General features: G+C 32.2%; 17 protein-coding genes. 12 read left to right on the plus strand and 5 right to left on the minus strand.

Going from position 1 to position 20,342, the window contains the following annotated elements; genetic code table 11:
* Positions 1-10: 10 nt before the first annotated feature.
* From EW14_RS09610 to EW14_RS09625, 4 genes are all read left to right on the plus strand, one after another.
* Entirely contained in the window at positions 11-1,282 is a 1,272-nt protein-coding gene (locus EW14_RS09610) for an MFS transporter (RefSeq protein WP_042851238.1), read from the plus strand.
* The gene (gene ppk1, locus EW14_RS09615) at positions 1,279-3,357 is read left to right on the plus strand and encodes a polyphosphate kinase 1 (protein WP_042851239.1); all 2,079 of its coding nucleotides are present in this window, start codon (positions 1,279-1,281) and stop codon (positions 3,355-3,357) included. Before EW14_RS09610 ends, ppk1 begins: the two co-directional genes overlap by 4 nt.
* A gap of 207 nt (positions 3,358-3,564) precedes the next feature.
* A complete protein-coding gene (locus EW14_RS09620) occupies positions 3,565-4,584 on the plus strand; it encodes an RpoD/SigA family RNA polymerase sigma factor (protein WP_042851241.1) in 1,020 nt (339 codons plus the stop codon).
* Positions 4,585-4,589: 5 nt separating this feature from the next.
* A complete protein-coding gene (locus EW14_RS09625) occupies positions 4,590-5,231 on the plus strand; it encodes a diacylglycerol/polyprenol kinase family protein (protein WP_042851242.1) in 642 nt (213 codons plus the stop codon).
* On the opposite strand, the gene EW14_RS09630 is transcribed toward EW14_RS09625, so the two are convergent.
* Complete coding sequence (locus tag EW14_RS09630; protein WP_042851243.1) at positions 5,224-6,291, minus strand: 3-deoxy-7-phosphoheptulonate synthase; 1,068 nt, start codon at positions 6,289-6,291, stop codon at positions 5,224-5,226. The two genes, EW14_RS09625 and EW14_RS09630, sit on opposite strands and share 8 nt — an antisense overlap.
* A gap of 97 nt (positions 6,292-6,388) precedes the next feature.
* On the opposite strand from EW14_RS09630, the gene acnB reads away from it, so the two are divergent.
* A complete protein-coding gene (gene acnB, locus EW14_RS09635) occupies positions 6,389-8,962 on the plus strand; it encodes a bifunctional aconitate hydratase 2/2-methylisocitrate dehydratase (RefSeq protein WP_081925765.1) in 2,574 nt (857 codons plus the stop codon).
* Between the two features lie 9 nt (positions 8,963-8,971).
* Positions 8,972-10,330, plus strand: coding sequence for a ClC family H(+)/Cl(-) exchange transporter (locus tag EW14_RS09640; RefSeq protein WP_042851244.1), 1,359 nt, complete (start codon positions 8,972-8,974; stop codon positions 10,328-10,330).
* A gap of 10 nt (positions 10,331-10,340) precedes the next feature.
* On the opposite strand, the gene purU is transcribed toward EW14_RS09640, so the two are convergent.
* Positions 10,341-11,195 carry a formyltetrahydrofolate deformylase gene (purU, locus tag EW14_RS09645; protein WP_042851246.1) on the minus strand — a complete coding sequence of 285 codons (855 nt, stop codon included), beginning with the start codon at positions 11,193-11,195 and terminating at the stop codon, positions 10,341-10,343.
* 48 nt (positions 11,196-11,243) lie between these two features.
* Between purU and EW14_RS09650 the strand changes: the two genes are divergently transcribed.
* Positions 11,244-12,326: an FAD-dependent oxidoreductase gene (locus EW14_RS09650; RefSeq protein WP_042851247.1), complete on the plus strand. Its 1,083-nt coding sequence runs from the start codon at positions 11,244-11,246 to the stop codon at positions 12,324-12,326.
* On the opposite strand, the gene dnaK is transcribed toward EW14_RS09650, so the two are convergent.
* Positions 12,323-14,230, minus strand: a complete 1,908-nt coding sequence (dnaK, locus tag EW14_RS09655) for a molecular chaperone DnaK (protein ID WP_042851397.1) — start codon at positions 14,228-14,230, stop codon at positions 12,323-12,325. The two genes, EW14_RS09650 and dnaK, sit on opposite strands and share 4 nt — an antisense overlap.
* Positions 14,231-14,346: 116 nt before the next feature.
* Here dnaK and EW14_RS09660 point away from each other — a divergent pair, with 116 nt between their 5' ends.
* Together EW14_RS09660 and rpsF are read left to right on the plus strand one after the other, a co-directional pair.
* Positions 14,347-15,216 carry a shikimate dehydrogenase gene (locus EW14_RS09660; RefSeq protein WP_042851248.1) on the plus strand — a complete coding sequence of 290 codons (870 nt, stop codon included), beginning with the start codon at positions 14,347-14,349 and terminating at the stop codon, positions 15,214-15,216.
* Positions 15,217-15,312: 96 nt separating this feature from the next.
* The gene (gene rpsF / locus EW14_RS09665; protein WP_042851249.1) at positions 15,313-15,774 is read left to right on the plus strand and encodes a 30S ribosomal protein S6; all 462 of its coding nucleotides are present in this window, start codon (positions 15,313-15,315) and stop codon (positions 15,772-15,774) included.
* A gap of 3 nt (positions 15,775-15,777) precedes the next feature.
* Here rpsF and EW14_RS09670 read toward each other — a convergent pair whose 3' ends face one another.
* Positions 15,778-16,992, minus strand: coding sequence for an argininosuccinate synthase (locus EW14_RS09670; protein WP_042851251.1), 1,215 nt, complete (start codon positions 16,990-16,992; stop codon positions 15,778-15,780).
* A 284-nt stretch (positions 16,993-17,276) separates the two neighbouring features.
* Here EW14_RS09670 and EW14_RS09680 point away from each other — a divergent pair, with 284 nt between their 5' ends.
* From EW14_RS09680 to EW14_RS09690, 3 genes are read left to right on the plus strand one after another with little or no spacing between them, the layout of a single operon-like run.
* Positions 17,277-17,558: a DUF3134 family protein gene (locus tag EW14_RS09680; RefSeq protein ID WP_042851398.1), complete on the plus strand. Its 282-nt coding sequence runs from the start codon at positions 17,277-17,279 to the stop codon at positions 17,556-17,558.
* A complete protein-coding gene (mraY, locus tag EW14_RS09685; RefSeq protein WP_042851253.1) occupies positions 17,542-18,618 on the plus strand; it encodes a phospho-N-acetylmuramoyl-pentapeptide-transferase in 1,077 nt (358 codons plus the stop codon). The genes EW14_RS09680 and mraY overlap by 17 nt, the downstream gene beginning before the upstream one ends.
* Before the next feature lie 10 nt (positions 18,619-18,628).
* Positions 18,629-18,874, plus strand: a complete 246-nt coding sequence (locus EW14_RS09690; RefSeq protein WP_042851254.1) for a hypothetical protein — start codon at positions 18,629-18,631, stop codon at positions 18,872-18,874.
* Here EW14_RS09690 and EW14_RS09695 read toward each other — a convergent pair.
* Positions 18,808-20,217, minus strand: coding sequence for a glycosyltransferase (locus EW14_RS09695; protein WP_042851255.1), 1,410 nt, complete (start codon positions 20,215-20,217; stop codon positions 18,808-18,810). The two genes, EW14_RS09690 and EW14_RS09695, sit on opposite strands and share 67 nt — an antisense overlap.
* Between the last annotated feature and the right edge of the window lie 125 nt (positions 20,218-20,342).

A 20,342-nucleotide genomic window follows, 5' to 3' on the forward strand; every position in this document is an offset into this window, starting at 1 on the left:
GGTAAATATTGTGAAAGAAAGTTTATTGAAACCAAACAAAAAATTTACTCTCCTGAGTGCTTTTGTCACTCTTCTAAATGATCGATTAAGTGAAAGTATACTTTTGCCCATTTTACCCTCTTTTGTTCTACTTTTTGACTCTAAAGCTAGTACATATGGCTTATTATCATGCACTTACCAACTTGCACAATTTACAGCTTCCCCTTTTATTGGACTTATGAGTGATAGATACGGCAGAAGGCCTATCACTCTTTTTTGTATTACAGGCTCAATAATTGGAATATCCATATTATCTTTTACTGTTCTTTTTAATTGGTCAAATTCAATAGCAACTATCCCATTATTTTTATTATTCTTAGCGAGACTAATTGACGGCTTAAGTGGAGGAACTGCAGCCACTGCAACAACTATTCTTGCAGATATTTCAACCCCTGAAAAAAGAGCAAAAACATTTGGTCTTATTGGCGTAGCTTTTGGTTTAAGTTTTTTCTTAGGTAATATTTTCGTTGTAATATTTGCAAAAAATACAAATAATAACTTTATCATTCCAGTTTTAATAGCTTCAATAATTCCAATAATAAATTTCCTCCTTGTATTTTTTTACTTACCAGAAACCAAGCCTAATAGTAACTCAAAAAAATCAAAAACTTTTTTAAAAAACCCTTTAAAAGAGCTATTTACAGTTTTCAAAGAAGAAAAGATTAAAAAATTATCATTAGCATTTTTTATTTACTTTATTGCTTTTACTGGATTAACCAATATCCTCATATTTTTCCTTCAAGAATCCTTAAACTGGACTACCAAAGCATCAAGTGGAACTCTTGTTGTAGTAGGAATCATTGCAATTATCGTTCAGGGAGGACTAATTGGGCCTCTGGTAAAGCAATTTGGCGAAATGCGATTAACACTTATGGGATCAGGCTTCATACTTGTTGCGTGTGCTCTTTTAATAACTTCTCCAAAAGAAAATGCGACAATTAATATTTATTCAGCTGTTTCATTTTTAGCCATTGGGGCAGGGTTAATTACACCCACCTTAAGAGCACTAATATCAAAAAAATTAGAAGTTGATAAACAAGGATCCATTTTAAGTAACCTTCAAGGTCTACAGAGTCTTGGGGGAGTTTTAGGAATTGCAATGGCAGGAAGGGTTTATGATAGTTTTGGTCCTAAATCACCTTTTATAGCTGGTTCCGTTATCTTACTTTTCATGATATACCTTATTGCAGAGGGTAAAAATAATAATTCTTTTAAAAATCAAAAATCAAAAGTTTTTCAATGAAAAGCCAGGCAGATGTTTTTATTAATAGAGAATTAAGTTGGATTGAATTCAATAAAAGAGTACTCCTAACTGGTATGGAAAAAGAGTACAAAATCCTAGATAAAGTGAAATTTTGTTCAATTTTTAGTAATAATCTTGATGAGTTTTTTATGGTTAGGGTAGCTTCATTAAAGGCTCAAGTTGAAGCAGAAATTACCAAAAAAAGTATTGACGGACTTACACCTAAAGAGCAATTAAGGAAAATCAACAATGAAATAAAAAAATTAACTACTCTTCAAGAAAACTATGTAAATAATGAATTAAATAATGAATTAAAAGAAAAAGGTATAATTTTAAAAAAATATAAGGACCTAAGTGAAAGTCAAAGAAATTGGTGTAATAATTTCTTCACTACATCTATTTTCCCTCTATTAACTCCATTAGTTGTTGATCCAGCACATCCATTTCCTTTTATAAGTAATTTAAGTCTAAATTTGGCAGCTCTAATAAGAGATGGGGAAAATTCTAAAAATCAGTTTGTCAGAGTAAAAATACCAACAAAAAAAATAAATCGATTTATACAAATTCCCAATGAAATTATTCAATATGATGATAAAAGTTCTCACGTTTTTATAAGTGTTGAAGATTTAATTGGGAATAATATAAATAATTTATTTAACGGAATGGAATGTATAAATTACTCTTTTTTTAGAGTCACAAGAGATGCAGATTTAGAATTAAAAGAACTTGAAGCTGATGATCTTCTTCTAGCAGTTGAACAAAGTTTGCAAAAGAGAAGATTAGGTGGAGACCTAGTTAGATTAGAAGTTGAATCGAATATGCCAGAAAATATTCTTAAACCACTAGTTGAAAGTATCTCAATACAAGAAGAATATATATACTTTTGTAAAAGTTTTTTAGGCCTTGACGATTTAAATCAGCTGACAAAAATAAATAGAGATGATTTAAAAGAAAATCTGCTAATTGGGAAAACTCACCCACAATTAAAAAATTTAGATTTATCTTCAGACAAAAACCTCAATTATATTTTTGATGTACTTAGGAAAAAAAATATTCTGCTTCATCATCCGTATGACTTATTTAAAACTTCAGTAGAAGAATTTATAAATAAAGCAGCTGATGATCCACTTGTAATGGCTATAAAAATTACTTTATATCGAGTTTCAAAAGATTCTCCTATTATCGCAGCTTTAATGAGAGCTGCAGAGAATGGGAAAGAGGTAATGACTCTTGTTGAACTAAAAGCAAGGTTTGACGAAGACAATAATATTCAATGGGCAAAGCAACTTGAACAAGCTGGCGTTCATGTTGTCTATGGAATCATAGGATTTAAAACACATACAAAAATAGCTTTAATAGTTAGAAAAGAAAAAGGACGCTTAAGAAATTTTTTTCATATTGGAACTGGTAATTATAACTCTAATACTTCAAGGTTTTATACAGATTTAGGATTACTTTCAACAGATCCTGATATTGCATCAGATTTACTTGAGTTGTTTAATTACTTATCAGGTTTTTCTAAGCAAAAAAGTTATCAAAAATTATTAGTTTCTCCCTCATCGATGAGAGAAAAATTTATTTTTCTAATAAAGAGAGAAATAAAAAATGCAGTAGAAGGTAAAAAAGCTGAAATAATTGCAAAAATGAATTCTTTAGTAGACCCTGAAATAATTAAACTTCTTTATTTAGCTTCTAATTCAGGTGTAAAAATTATTCTTATCGTAAGAGGTATTTGTTGTTTATATCCCCAAAGAAAAAATTTAAGTGAAAATATTAAAGTCATCAGCATTATTGGCCATTTTCTTGAACACTCAAGAATTTTTTGGTTTTGTAATAACGGTGATAATGAGGTTTTTATTGGGAGTGCAGATTGGATGAGAAGAAATCTTGATAGAAGAATAGAAGCTGTTACTCCGATAGAGGATTATGAATTGAAATCTAAAATATACTCGCTTTTGCAAACCTACATTAAAGATGATTACTTTTCTTGGATAATGAAGGAAGATGGTTCTTATTCGAAATTGAAATTAGATTCATCAGAGAATCGTTCGCAAATTAACCTCATAAAAAAATAAAATAAATATTGATTTTTACAACATTTAAAAAATTCTTAATATTTTAAATTTTTTTTAATTTTTATAAAATCCGTTCATATCAATGGATTTCATAGAATTAGCTTCCAAAAAGAAATTTTTGTCTTTAAAATTTCAACGTAAAAGTAGTTTTTATTTCAATTTCAGTGCTAGCTTTTTAAAAAATCCATTATTTAGGAGGCCAGGGTGATGGGGATCCCTCTGGAATCTACGAAAAGCTCTTCAGATAAAAATTTTGATGAGCCAAGATTACCAAACACTGCGGGCAAGTCTCGCAAATCGAAATCCAGTCTTACGGCAAAACAAAGCCAAAAAAAATCTGGCAGACTCGCTTCAGATTCTATTGGCTATTACTTAAGTAGCATTGGAAGAGTACCTCTATTGACTCCAGCAGAGGAAATAGAGTTGGCTCACCATGTTCAGAGCATGAAAAAGTTGCTACAAATTCCCGAAACTGATAGAACGCAACGAAATCTTTATCAAATTAAAATTGGCAAAAGAGCCAGAGATAGAATGATGGCAGCTAATCTAAGGCTTGTTGTCTCCGTTGCAAAAAAATACCAAAACCAAGGTCTTGAATTATTAGATCTTGTCCAAGAGGGAGCTATTGGCCTTGAGAGAGCTGTAGATAAATTTGATCCTGCTATGGGATATAAATTCTCAACTTATGCTTACTGGTGGATTAGGCAAGGAATGACAAGGGCTATTGATAATAGTGCAAGAACAATTCGTTTGCCTATTCACATAAGTGAAAAACTATCCAAAATGAGAAGAGTCTCTCGAGAATTATCACATAAATTTGGTAGACAACCTACCAGATTAGAAATGGCAACTGAAATGGGAATTGATCAAAAAGATTTAGAAGATTTAATTTCGCAAAGTGCTCCTTGCGCTTCCCTAGATGCTCACGCTAGAGGCGAAGAGGATAGAAGTACTCTTGGTGAACTCATACCTGATCCAAACTGTGAAGAGCCTATGGAAGGTATGGATAGAACAATTCAAAAAGAGCATTTAGGAACTTGGCTTTCGCAATTAAATGAAAGAGAACAAAAAATAATGAAGCTTAGATTTGGCTTAGATGGTGAAGAGCCATTAACACTCGCAGAAATAGGAAGACAAATTAATGTTTCACGAGAAAGAGTAAGGCAACTAGAAGCTAAAGCAATATTAAAACTTAGAGTAATGACAACTCATCAAAAAGCAGCTTAAGCAAATTGATAAAATTTACCGTAATTTTATTATATTTATTTTCAATTTTTTTAATATCAATAGTTTTTAAAAAATATAATGAAGATAGCAGAGAAATCGTCAGAAAAATAATTCATATTGGAATAGGACCTTTAATACCAATTGCTCAATTTTTAAAAATCAATCAAAACTCTGCTCTAATTTTTACAGGAATTGTTTCAATAATGGTTTTCATAAATTACACCTATAAATTATTTCCAACAATTGAAGATATTGAGAGAAAGAGTTATGGAACATTATTTTATTGTCTAAGTTTATTTATTTTGATTTATCTTTTCTGGGATAAAGATCCATATGCATTAATTAGTGGATTTTTCATAATGACTTTTGGTGATGGATTAGCTGGGTTAATAGGAAAAAGCTTGAATTCAAAGAGTTGGATTTTTTTTAAACAAAAAAAATCTTTATATGGAACTATGACAATGTTTTTAACAAGTTTGATAGTAGTTTGCTCAGTAGGATACGCCCAAGAAAATAGTTTAAATTTAAATTATTTTACAATAGCTTTTTTAGCGACTTTGCTCGAACAATTTAGTGTTTTAGGAATAGATAATCTCATTGTTCCAATTTCTTCAGCATTATTTTTTAATTTTTTTATAACTAACTAAGTGAATTATATAAAATAGCGAGTAATTCTCTTGTTGTTTCTATATCTATACATGCATCTGTAATGCTTTTGCCAAATTGGAGATCTTCTTTTTTTAAAAGTTTTTGATTTCCTTCCTTCAAGTGACTTTCAAGCATAACTCCTAAAATATTTTTTTCACCATTACTTATTTGAGAAGCTATATTTTTTAGCACTTCCGACTGTTTTCGGAAGTCTTTATTGGAATTTCCATGACTACAATCAATCATCACTTTATGGGGAAGATTACATTGCTTCAATTCAGCTGAAATTCTCTTAACATGATCATTTTCGAAATTTGGGCCTTTTGAACCGCCCCTTAAAACTATATGTCCATCTGGATTTCCTGTGGTATTAACTATAGAAGCCATTCCATTTTCATTTACACCTAAGAAATGATGGGATTTTGAAGCTGACTCCATTGCATTAATTGCAGTAGTAAAAGAACCATCCGTTCCATTTTTAAAGCCTATAGGCATTGATAATCCTGATGCCATTTCCCTATGAGTTTGACTTTCTGTAGTCCGCGCACCTATGGCTGTCCAACTTATTAAATCAGCAATGTATTGAGGAACAATTGGATCAAGTAATTCTGTAGCAGAAGGTATACCACGTGTTGCTAAATATGAAAGCAAACTTCGTGCCCTTCTTAAACCAGTATTAATATCATAAGAATCATCTAGATGAGGATCATTTATCAATCCCTTCCAACCAATGGTAGTTCTTGGTTTTTCAAAGTATACTCTCATGATTATTTCTAATTTATCATTATAAATTTCTCGGAAATGTTGAATATATTTTGAATATTCCTTTGCCGCCTCAAGATCATGAATTGAACATGGACCCACGATTACCAGAAGCTTCTGATCATTATGATGCAAAATATTTTGTATCGATCTTCTTGTTTTAGATACTGTATTGGCAGAGGCGTGATCTAAAGGTATATCATGATGTAATCTGCTTGGAGGTATTAATGGACGTGTTTCAACAACATGTAAATCTGATGTCTTTTCTAAAGCTGAATTATTTGATGATGTCGTCATTGATTAATTAAGAAGTTTGAATATTTAAAAAAGCATTTATGAATACTCTCCTTTTCAATATTAAAAATAACAATAGATTAGGCATTAAACCTTACTAATGAAGAATTTGGAAACATTGCTAAAAGATTACGCAGATCACGTGGCTGAAAGAGCAGCCAAAGGTATACCTCCTTTACCTCTAAATGCTGAGCAAACAAATTGTATTACAAAATTATTAGAACAAGATAGTTCTTACGATTCTTCTTATTTACTTGATTTACTAATAAATAGAGTACCACCAGGAGTTGATGAAGCTGCTTATGTAAAAGCAAGCTGGCTTACAGCTATTGTCAATTCCGAAAAATATTGCAAATCAATTAATCCCGAAAAAGCAATTGAAATACTAGGAACAATGATAGGCGGATATAATGTAAATTCTCTGGTTGAAATACTAAAAGGAAAAAATAGTTTACTTGCTAAAAAAGCGGCAGAAGTTTTAAAAAATATTATTCTTGTTTATGACTCAGCTAATGAAATCTATGAATTATCTCAAAATAATTTTTATGCAAAAGAGGTTGTAAATAGTTGGGCAAATGCAGAATGGTTCAAAAATAAAAAAGTTCTGGAGAAAGAGATTACTTGTTTAGTATTTAAAGTTGACGGCGAAACAAACACAGACGACTTATCTCCAGCTGTACATGCAACAACACGCCCGGATATTCCGATGCACGCATTGGCTATGTTGGAATTCAAAAAACCTGATGGACTAAAGATTCTTGATAATTTAAAAAAACAAAATTTACCAATAGCTTATGTTGGAGATGTTGTTGGAACAGGGAGTTCTAGAAAATCTGCTATTAATTCACTCATTTGGCATATAGGAGAAGATATTGCTTTTGTTCCAAACAAAAAAACAGGTGGAATAATAATTGGCAGCAAAATAGCCCCAATTTTCTTTAATACTGCACAAGATTCAGGAGCTTTACCAATAGAAGCTGACGTATCTCAAATGAAAACAGGAGATGTTATTAAAATATATCCTCATGCAGGCATTATTAAAAAAATTGAAAAAGATTCAAATACTGAAGAATTAATAAGCAAATTCGACTTGTATCCATCAACTCTTACTGATGAGATTCAAGCTGGCGGAAGAATTAATCTTATGATTGGAAGATCTCTTACGGACAAAATTAGAAATAAATTAGATTATCAACCTAGTGAAATATTTACCAGACCACAAAATCCAACCGAAAGTAATGCCGGCTTTACTCAAGCTCAAAAAATAGTAGGCAAAGCATGCGGTTTAGATGGAGTAAGACCAGGAATGACCTGTGAGCCAATTATGACCACAGTTGGTAGTCAAGATACTACTGGGCCAATGACTAGAGATGAACTAAAAGAACTAGCTTGTTTAGGATTTACTGCAGATTTAGTAATGCAAAGTTTTTGTCATACAGCTGCGTATCCTAAACCAGTAGATCTAGTGACCCATAAAGAATTACCTGATTTTATATCTCAAAGAGGTGGAGTAGCTCTTAAGCCTGGAGACGGCATAATTCATAGCTGGCTTAATAGAATGCTTCTTCCAGATACTGTTGGTACAGGCGGAGATAGTCATACTAGATTTCCTCTTGGCATTTCGTTTCCTGGAGGCTCGGGCATTGTTGCCTTTGCCGCTGCAATAGGATCAATGCCATTAAATATGCCAGAATCTGTGCTGGTTAAATTTAAGGGAGAATTATTACCAGGAATTACTCTAAGAGATTTAGTAAATGCAATCCCTCTCTTCGCAATTAAAAAAGGACTCTTAACTGTTGAGAAAGCAAATAAAAAAAATATATTCAACGGGAAAATTATGGAAATTGAAGGATTACCAAACTTAAAACTTGAACAAGCTTTTGAACTTACTGATGCTACTGCAGAACGCTCATGCGCTGGTAGTACCATACTTTTATCCCAAGAAACTGTACAAGAATACTTAAGAAGCAATATTTGCCTGCTAGAGAAAATGATTGAGAGCAATTATGAAGATTCAAAATCAATTTCAAGAAGAATAAATGATATGAAAAATTGGTTAAAAAAACCATCATTAATTCAACCAGATTCAAACGCTCAGTATGAAGAAATCATTGAAATTGATTTAGCAAAAGTAACACAACCTATAGTTGCTTGCCCAAACGATCCAGATAATGTAAAAGAAATCACTGATGTTGCAAATACAAATATTGACGAGGTTTTTATAGGTTCTTGCATGACGAATATTGGCCATTACAGGGCAGCTGCGAAAGTTCTTGAAGGTGTACAAAATTTAAAAGCTAAATTATGGATTTGTCCACCAACAAAAATGGATGAAGAAACTCTAAAAGCTGAAGGTTACTATAAAATTTTCGAAGATTGTGGTGCAAGGTTAGAGTTACCAGGCTGTTCTTTATGTATGGGAAATCAAGCCAGAGTAGATGAAGGTTCCGTAGTATTTTCTACAAGCACAAGAAATTTTGACAATAGACTTGGCAAGAATGCACAAGTCTTTTTAGGCAGCGCTGAATTAGCAGCAGTTTGCGCACTGCTTGGCAAAATACCTGAAGTTGAAAAATATCAGGATATTACTAAAAATAAAATTAATCCATATTCAGATCAACTTTATCGCTATCTTCAATTTGATGAGATAAACGATTTCAGCTTGACAAAGTAATCATGGACTATGCCAAACTTTATAAAAGATAATATTCAAAAAACAAGTAATAATTCTTCTCGTAGCATCAAAAAATTATTAAAACAAAGATCTCTAGTCGTTGCATTTTCGCTCTTATTAACAGGTTTAGGAGCCTCAATTACAAGCATATCTTTTAAAACTGGAATCTATTTTATTAATAATTGGAGATTAGCATTATTAGACCAATTCCCATCTATTACGGTCTTACCTATTTTTGGCGCTTTAGGAGGAGCTATTGCAGGATATTTGATCAAAAATATAGCACCAGCTGCAAAAGGTTCAGGAGTGAGTCAAATCATGGGTTTTTTAAGACATAAAAAAGTTCCAATGAATTTAAAAGTAGGATTAGTAAAGCTAATCTCAGGAATTATTGCTATAGGTAGTGGATTCCCTTTGGGTCCAGAAGGTCCATCCGTTCAAATGGGAGGATCAGTAGCTTGGCAAATGGCCAAGTGGCTCAAAGCTCCTACAGCTTTTAGAAGAGTCATAGTAGCAGCAGGGGGTGGTGCTGGAATAGCTGCAGTATTTAGCGCTCCATTAGGGGGGTTTGTCTATGCAATAGAAGAGCTATTAAACTCTGCAAGACCAGTAATTTTGCTATTAGTAGTAATTACAACTTTTATTGCAGATTCATCTGCTGATATTATTCAAGCCTTAGGTTTAGATCCTAAAGCAGGAGGCTTTGATTTTAACCTCGGATTTTTGATTCAAAAAGAATACGACCCATCAGTTTTTTTCTTACCTATAGATTTTATTTACTTAGTTTTACTAGGAATAATTATTGGAATATTTGCAGAATTGTACAGCAGATATGTTTTGTTGATGCAAAATCTTGGGAAAAAGTGGTATAAAAATAAATTTGTTTTAAAAATGAGTATCTGTGGACTTATTTTAGGAAGCATCTACTCTTGTTTACCCAGTACATTTCATAATTTAGATGAATTACAAAAAATAATTGCTGAACAAAATACAAGTATTGGAATTGCTTTATTAGCAGTTTTAGTATTATTTATAACGACAGGTTTAGCTGCAGCATCTGGAGCTCCTGGAGGATTGTTCTATCCAATGCTTACTTTAGGAGGGTCAATCGGACTAATAATGGGGAGCTGGGTGGAAATTGCGACAGGACATGCACCAAGTACATACATTTTTGCGGGAATGGGAGCTTTCGTAGCAGGATGTTCGCGAACACCAATTACAGCAATGTTTTTAGCTTTCTCTTTAACAAAAAATTTATTAATAATGAAACCTGTATTAATCAGCTGCATTGCTAGTTTCTTGATAGCAAGAGCTTTTAATGAAGAATCAATTTATGAAAGACAAATACAAATAGAATTAGAAGACTAAAAAACTATCTTCAATCAAAAACAGCAGTTTTGCTGTTATAAACAAATACTTGATGATTTAGGTGTAATCTAACCGCTCTTGCTAGAGCTATTCTTTCAATATCTCTTCCTTTTCTAATCAAATCGTCAACTTCGTCCCTATGACTTACATTAACTGTACATTGCTCTATTATCGGGCCTTCATCAAGATCTTCAGTAACATAATGAGCAGTAGCACCGATTAATTTAACTCCTCTCTTCCAAGCTCGATGATATGGTTGACCGCCCTTAAATGCAGGTAAGAAAGAATGATGAATATTTATTATTGAAGAAAACTTTTTTAAAAAAGAGTCACTCAAAATTTGCATATATTTGGCTAATACAACAAGATCAATTTCATATTCTTTTAGTAAATGCAAAAATTGATCTTCAACGATAGATTTATCAGTTTTAAAGGTATCAATATGCACAAATTTTGCATTAAAGTCATTTGCAATATTTTCAAGATCAGAATGATTTGAAATTATTAACGGGACTTTCATTTTGAGTTCTCCATTTCTTACTCGCCAAAGTAAATCAATCAAACAATGATTTTGTTTACTCACGAAAATAGCAACATTTGGAATTTCATCAGAATAATTGACGTTAAATTTTCCATTTACTTCATCTGCAATTTTTTCAAATTCTTTATAAATTTCATCTCTATTAAAAGAGGCATTGTTACTATTCCATTCAATTCGACTAAGAAACAAACCGGCATCTTGATCTGTATGATGATCAGAATGTTTTATGTTTCCACCGTAATTTGAAATCCAGCTTGTAAGTAAACTTACAAGGCCAGGACGATCGGGACAAACAATTTTGAATATAATTGAAGGATGTTCCAAAAATTCTTTAACTATTAAGTCAAATAAGCAAGTATATCTAATATATCAATGAAAAGCTTAAAAGAAAATTTTCAAAAAGCACACATAGTTATTATTGGATCAGGGATTATTGGAAAATTTAACGCCTTAGAATTATCAGAATTAGGTTTCCAGGTAACGATAATAGATCCAACTGAACTCAAAAATAGTAGCTATGCAGCCTTAGGCTTCCTAATGGGTAATATGTATCAAAAAAGGAGAGGTAGAAGCTGGGTTCTCAGGAAACAAAGCATTGAATTATGGCCACAATGGATTACATTCCTTCAAAAATATAATAGTGAAATAAATATCGAAAAACCATTAATACAACTAACTACTAATGAAGAAAAGTTTAAAAAATTAGAGAAATTTATTTATGAAAATAATGATCAAAACTTACGAATTTTAGAAAAAGACTCAATATTTATCAAGAATATAAATAAAGCCTTCCAAACAAAAAATATAAAAGGAATGATTTCCTTCAAAGATGGAAGGATAAATCCTTTTTCTTTACTTCAAACATTAGATAAATATCTAAAACATAAAAAAATCAATTTTTCAGAAGGAGAAATAATAAAAATCAGAAAATCAAACAATCAATGGATTTCTACAACAAGAAACAATGAAAATATCAAATCTGATATGGTTATTTTGTGCAATTCACTAAAAGCAATTGATTTAATAGATAGCATATCCCACAACATCACATTAAAACCTGTCTTGGGTCAAGCTATGGAAATTGATGTAAATGATGCAGAAGTTGATTTATTATCGCTGCCAAAACAATTCAATATTAATGGTAAAAATATAATTCCAAAATCAAAAAATAAGCTAATTATTGGATCAACCGACGAATATAGTACTAAGCCAGAAGAAAATACTTTCGAAAAACTTACAAATTTTCTCGATAAAAAACCAAATTGGCTGATGAAAGGGAAGATTTCTAAAAAATGGTATGGAATAAGGTCAAGGCCGGAGGGTGAGCCTTCACCGATAATGAAAAATCTTGAAGATGGACTAATTATATGTACAGGTTTTTATAAAAATGGGATTTTACTTGCTCCAGCTTGTTCTAAATGGGTTGCTAATGAAATTAAAAACTACTTTTCCTAATCCTTCGATTCAGTAAAATCTGCATCAATTACATCATCTCCACCTTTATCCTTTGAATCAGTCTGATCAGGACCACCAGCCGAATCAGGCGTTGGAGGTTGATTACCTGGTTGCTGGTAAACAGATGAACCGACTGCATAGAGTTCTTGTTGAAGCTCTTCAAGAAGTTTTTTCATTGATTCATAGTCCTCTTTTGAGGTTGCCTCTTTTAATGCATTGCTTTTTTCTTCAACCTTGGATTTTGCGGCCGCATCAATTTTATCTCCCAACTCACTAAGTTGCTTTTCTGTCTGATAGACGAGTGTTTCAGCTTGGTTCTTTAAATCAATTTTTTCTCTTTTTTCTTTATCAGCTGATGCATTTGATTCTGCATCTTTAACCATTTTTTCAACCTCATTATCAGATAAAGTAGAAGCACCAGTGATAGAAATACTTTGCTCCTTTCCACTCCCCTTATCTTTAGCTGTAACACTAAGAATACCGTTTGCATCGATATCAAATGTCACTTCAATTTGGGGGACACCTCTTGGTGCTGATGGAATACCATCCAATCTAAAAGTTCCTAAACTTTTGTTATCAGATGCCATTTCCCTTTCTCCCTGTAGTACATGTATTTCTACATTGGTTTGTCCGTCTACAGCAGTTGAATATGTCTCAGATTTCTTAGTAGGAACTGTAGTATTTCTATTTATCATTTTTGTCATAACCCCACCTAAAGTTTCTACACCTAAAGAAAGTGGAGTGACATCAAGCAATAATATATCTTTAACTTCACCTGCTAAAACTCCGCCTTGAATAGCTGCTCCAACAGCAACAACTTCATCAGGATTAACAGTTTGATTTGGTTCCTTACCTATTATTTTTTTTACTAAATCTAAAACTGCAGGTATCCTAGATGAACCTCCAACCATCACAACTTCGTCAATTTCACTAGTAGAAATTTTTGCATCACTTATAGCTCTTTCAACTGGGGTTTTGCACCTATCAATTAGAGAAGCTGCTAATTCCTCAAATTTTGCTCTTGTTAGGTTCAAATCTAAATGTTTTGGACCTTCAGGGGTCGCTGTGATAAACGGCAAATTTATTTCACTTTGAGTAGCATTGGACAGCTCAATTTTTGCTTTTTCTGCAGCTTCAGTAAGTCTTTGTAAAGCCTGCTTATCTTGTCTAAGATCAATTCCCTCATTTGATTTAAAAGTACTTGCTAAATGGTCTACGATGCATCTATCAAAATCATCACCACCTAAATGTGTATCTCCAGATGTAGATAAAACTTCAGTTACTCCATCACCAGCTTCGATAACAGAGACGTCAAATGTTCCTCCCCCTAAATCAAATACAAGAATTTTTTCATTTTCTTTATCCAAACCATATGCTAAAGCTGCAGCTGTTGGCTCATTGACAATTCTAAGAACTTCTAAACCTGCAATCTTTCCTGCATCTTTTGTTGCCTGTCTCTGAGAGTCATTAAAATAAGCTGGAACAGTTATTACAGCTTGTGTAACTTTTTCACCAAGGTATTTACCCGCATCATCTGCTAACTTTCTTAGAACTTGAGAACTTACTTCTTCAGGGGAAAACTGCTTATCCAGAATAGGACACTTTAATTTGACACTAGAACCGGATTTTTCAACAGAGTAACTAACTTCTTTAGATTCTTCATTTACTTCATCAACTCTTCTACCAACAAAACGCTTTGCAGAATAAAAAGTATTTTCAGGATTCATAACAGCTTGTCTTTTGGCGATTTGCCCAACAAGCTGATCTTGATTTTTTGTATATGCAACAACTGATGGAGTAGTTCTGAAACCCTCAGCATTTGCTATTACAGTAGGTTTACCACCCTCCATTACAGCGACACAACTATTAGTTGTTCCTAAATCGATTCCTACAACCTTACCCATGGGTAAATTCTCATATTTTATATTCTCCATAATCGGTCATCAGGGTCATTATTGTTACTCAAAGACGGGGTGTGGTTCCCGAACAGATCATTATTTTTTAAAAAAAAATTCTAAACATGATTTCAAGTAAGACATCTTTTATTGCATTAATCGGCAATCCAGTAAGCCATTCTTTGTCACCGATTATGCAAAATGCTGCCCTCCAATATTTAGGTTTAGATTTAATTTATATTGCCATACCTTGCAAAGATGAAGATCTAGAATTAGTCCTGAATTCTTTAAAAAAAATTAATTGCAAAGGTCTAAATATTACAATCCCCCATAAAGAAAAAGTATTTAAACTTTGTAGTGAAATTTCCCCTGTTGCAAGCAAACTGAAAGCAATTAATACTCTAAAATTGAATTCTGAAAAAGAATGGAGCGCAACTAATACCGATGTAGAAGGATTTATTTATCCATTAAAAACATTAAATTTAACAGAAAAACAATCAGTTGTTCTTGGCTCTGGTGGTGCAGCACGATCTGTTATTCAAGGATTAATAAATTTAAATCTTTCAAAAATCTCCGTAGTAGCACGGAACAAATCATCACTAGATGAATTAATAAAAAATTTTGAAAATCAAATTAAACTTCAGGGTTTGTTAAATAATGATAATCAGGCTCAAAATTTAATCGAAGAAGCAGATTTAGTTGTAAATACAACACCAGTAGGCATGAAAACAGCCAAAAATGAAATGAATATATTGCCATATGGAGAGTCTTTTTGGAGATCTCTTAACTCAAAAACAATCGTTTATGATTTAATCTACAATCCTGCTCCAACTCATCTATTGAAATTTAGCGCCAACAAAGGATGCACGACTATCGATGGTTTGCAAATGCTTATTGCTCAGGGATTAAAATCATTATCGTTTTGGACAAATGGCCTAGAGGTGCCTTTTAATATCATGAATGACTCACTCAAAAATTATCTTAAAAATAAATGATGCTAATTTTCAAAGAACTGCACATCATGATGTATCGTTAAAGATGAACAGACGCTCATCAAATCAATTTATGAGCCAAAGACCTTGTCTGAAACTATGAACGATCAACAATCTTATTACGAAACTATGTATATCCTCCGCCCAGATATTGCGGAAGATGAAGTAACTAACCACATTGATAAATACAATAAGCTTTTAGAAGAATTTGGCGGTACCATCCTCGATAGTCAAATGAGGGGTAAAAGAAGGTTAGCCTATCAAATATCCAAACATAGAGAAGGTATTTACGTCCAACTAAGTCATCAAGGTGATGGACAACATATTTTCAAAATTGAAAAGGCAATGAGACTTAGTGAAGATGTAATGAGGTATCTAACCGTTAAACAAGAGGGGCCTTTGCCAGCCCCAAGATCTTCTACTAAGAGTTCAACTCAAGCAGATGATAAAACAAATCAAGAATCTAAAGTTGAATCCAAAGAAAAACAACCAATAGTAAGCGAAGATACTTCAACATCGGGTAAAGATGATATTGAAACCAAAGAAAATTCAGACACTTGAGTATTAATTTTTTGTTTTTGAATTTAACTCAGCCCATATTTTATTTGACATACCCCACATATAAATAAACCCCTCTGCTAAAGAATGATTAAAAACATCATCTTTGGTATATGTCGCTAAATCTTCCCTGTAAAGTGAATTATTTTCCGAAACTCTCCCAATTACTATTGCGTTACCCTTATGGAGTCTAATCTTTACTCTTCCATTAACTGAAGTTTGAGTCGAGGAAATAAATGCATCTAAACTATCTTTAAGAGGACCAAACCAAAAACCTTGATAGACTAGTTGACCCCATTTTTTTTCAACTATTCCTTTAAAGTCGACAACGTCTGGGTTTAATGTAATACTCTCTAATTCTTTATGAGCTTTGATTAAAAGTAAGAGACCAGGTGTTTCGTAAATCTCTCTGCTTTTAATTCCTACTACTCGATCTTCAATCATATCTATTCTTCCGAAACCATGAGCACCTGAAAGGGCATTTGCTTTTTGAATAATCTCTACTGGAGTTAAAAATTCATCATTAATTCCAACTGGAAACCCATTTTTAAAAACAATTTCTATATCTTGAGGAGAATCAGGTGAATTATCGATTGATGATGTCATCTCGAATATATCTTCAGGTGCTTCTTGCATTGGGTCTTCTAATATGCCCGCTTCAATACTCCTTCCAAGTAGATTAACGTCTATCGAATATGGTGATTTTTTGGATACTGGTGCAGGAATACCAAATTTTTCTCCATATTCTATTGCCTGCTCCCTACTCATATTCCACTCCCTTGCAGGAGTAATTATTTTCAAATCAGGACCTAAAGCATTGATTGCTAAATCAAATCGAACTTGATCGTTCCCTTTACCAGTGCATCCATGAGCCACTGCATCCGCGTTAATTTCTCTAGCAATATTCACAAGATTTTCAGCAATTAAAGGCCTAGCAAGAGCAGTAGATAAAGGATATTTTTCTAAATATAATGCGTTTGCTCTAATGGCTGGAAAAGCATATCTCTCAACAAAACTATTAACTAAATTTCCAACGATTGATTTAGATGCACCAGAATTTAAAGCTTTTTGCCTTATAAGTTCTAAATTCTCGCCTTGTCCAAGATTTGCGACAAAAGTAACAACTTCTGAAATTCCATATTCATTCTTTAAGTATGGAATACAAACGCTTGTATCTACTCCTCCAGAATAAGCTAGTACAACTTTTTTTACCTGCGGCATCTAAGTTTGCTCCATAAATGTAAATTTTTGACGTAGTTAAGAATTTGAAAACTTATTAAAAACTAATATTATTGTAACTAAAAGGGCAGGACCAAAAACTAATAACAAGAGAAGAAAGTTATTAATTATTAAAACATTAGGAATCAAATTTCCAATAAGTTTCAATAATCCAGACAGTAACAATGAAATTAGCCAGATAAAAAAATATTTTAAATTTGCTTTATCAAACAAAGTTTTTCGTGTGCATCATTATGTATTATCTTATATATAGAACACCACATTTAATGGACTCAAATAAACTAAAAATTAGATTAGACAATATTTCTGAGGTTAACCCTGCTTTAACTTGCTACCACAGAGATGATCCTGCTCCTGTTTTGCCGCTGAGAGATGAACCTGATCTGCTATCTTGGCTTGAAAATACAGGGAGGCTTATCGCTGAAAAAGACGGGGATTCCCAAGAGATTAGCACGATAGAAGAAGAAGAACTTTCAGCACTAATGGGAGAAAAAGAAGATTATAAGACTGAAGAAGACCCTTCCGTAGAAGATGATTGGGAAGATTAAAGAACTTAACTTTAAATCGTTACTAATATTAAATACTTTTGCTTTAACAGTAACCTCCTTTTTTTTTAACAATTTTATTTTTATAGGAGTTTATACAACATTTTTTTTCATTTCTTTATTCACGACAAAGAATGGTCTAACAATAATCAAAAAATTAAATTTACTCCAAAATATAAGGACTGAGGGTCCTGCTATTCAGTATAAAAAAAGTGATACTCCAACAATGGGAGGACTTTTTATGATAATCCCTTTTTTAATTTTTCTTTTGATTATATGTATAAATTTAGGTTATCTAAAATTGTTTCTTTTATTGTTTACTACTTTTGGTTTCTTTATTACAGGGTTTTTAGATGATTATTTAAGTATTAAAAACAAAGAAAATACAGGATTAAAACCAAAAGAGAAATTCTTTTTACAAAGTATCATCTCAATAATTTTTATATTGATAGCTTATGAAAAAAACTTCATTAATCCATTAATAACAATATCTGACTCCTGGGGAATAAATATGAATATTTTCATATTGCCCATTTCTTTCTTAGTGCTTGTTGGTATAAGTAATTCAGTGAATTTGACTGATGGACTAGATGGATTAGCAGCTGGATGCAGTGGGATGGTCTTTTATGGATTAGGAACAGAAATATTAATGAAAGAACAGCAGGAACTGTTTGTTTTTAGTATCTTATGTTATTCAATGTCAGGCATATGCTTTGGATTTCTCAAGTACAATAGATATCCTGCAAAAATATTTATGGGTGACACAGGATCTTTAAGTATTGGTGCAATTCTAGGTTCTATAGCTTTACTAACTAATAGTATTTTTACCTTAACAATTTTCTCAGGAATATTTATTATTGAAGCTTTATCAGTGATAATTCAAGTAGGGTTTTTTAAAATTACAAAAAAATTTTTTTTTAATGGTAAACGCATATTTTTAATGTCTCCAATACACCACCATTTTGAACTTAAAGGAATTAAAGAGCAAAAAATAGTTGAAAATTTTTGGAAAATCAACATTTTACTTGTAATTTTAGGTATAGTTTTAAAAATCAATCTTTAAAAAATTTGTTATGAGTTTTTTTACATGGAAGGATAATGGATTAACAAGTGACTGCTCAAGTCTTGATGCAATGGCATCAAGATTTGAAGAAACTGCTAACTTAATGAAAAAACTTTCTAAAAAAGGTTTCAAACTAAAGAAAACTCATAACGATCAACTAATTCTCCACCCCGATCCTAAAGTATTTGATCAGTGGGGTTTTATTAGTGAAGAACTTCCTTTTAAGCAACTCTGTTTAATATCCGATGAAGAATAACTATTTGACCTTGAAAATTCTTCTGTAAGTATTGATAAATAATTGCGTACATGAGTGTTCCAACTAAAGTGCCTATTAACACCTTCAATTCCATTTCTGCTCCATAACTTCCACTGATTATTATTTAAAATTCCTCTTTCTAGAATAACTTTCAACTCATTAATATCAGTAACGTCTACTAAAAGTCCATTTTCACATTTTGAGTGAATTTCTTTTGGTCCTCCATCATTTGTTGATATTATTGGCAATCCACATGAAGAAGCTTCAAGAAGAGTTAAACCAAAAGGCTCTGTTAAAGCCGGATTAACGAAAACACCCCCTCTGCTAGCAGCCCACCTATATAAAGCAGGGATCTGACTTGGAAGATGCTTTTTTGGATAAGCGACTTTTCCGTACAAATTATATTTATCAATCATTTCAAAAATATTATGGAATACCTCTTTTTGTTGAGGGTCGAGTTTTGAAGCACTATCACGGCAACCCAAAATCAAAATTAAATTAGTTTTTCTCTTTAATTTTTCAGATCTTCCATATGCCTCAATCAAAGAAGGTATATTTTTTCTTCGTACAGCTCTAGAAATAGTCAATAATGGAGGTTTAGAAGAATCCTTTAGAAAAGGTTTCATCATAATATCAATTTCAGCCGTCTCTGTTGTCGAGTGAATATGGTGAAACTTATTATGATCAACACCAGGCGGAATCACTTTAGCTTTGTGAATTGAAAAAGAAGAATATTGAGAATATTGATAAACGGACTCTTGTTTAGTGCTTGTAACAACAATATCTGCTGTCTTTAATGCATTTTCTTCTGCCTCAATTCTTTTACTTATGGAATAAAGCTTTTCTATTTGATTGGTGTTTAAACCGGTATCAAGCAATTTCCTCTTTTTTTCTCTTCCTAGAGAATGACCAGTAAAAATAAGTGGAACATCCAAGGATTTACTGAGTTTAACCCCTACGTAACCAGCATCTGCATAATGTGCATGAATAAAATTAGGCTTTTTATTTTTTTTATAGTAAGAGATAAGAGTTTCAGTTAAATCGTCTAAATAAGACCAAAGTAATTCCTTTCTTAAATATTTATTAGGTCCAAATTTAAATCTTAAAATTTTAACTCCAGGTTCCACAAATTCTTCTTCTTGAGAATATTCATCGTCAACTTTAGGATCATTGATTAAACGAGTAACTAAATCTACTTGATCGACTTCTGAAGTATTAGCCAAACTTTTGACTAACTCTAAAACGTATTGTGTTTGCCCTCCTGTATCTGGATCCCTGCCTAATTCAAGATTCCTAGAGCGTATCAGACCATGTAAATGTAAATGTAAAAAATTAAATCTCATTCTGCAAATCCTCCGATCAACCGCCATTAATACAAATAAGATGAATTTCCAAAGGAAATATTAAGAAAGCATTATGATTTTAAAAATTTTAATCCGGAAGATTTTAAAAAAGCTGCTGTAGACTG

The organism is Prochlorococcus sp. MIT 0604, assembly GCF_000757845.1.
In the GTDB taxonomy this organism is placed as follows: Bacteria; Cyanobacteriota; Cyanobacteriia; order PCC-6307; family Cyanobiaceae; genus Prochlorococcus_A.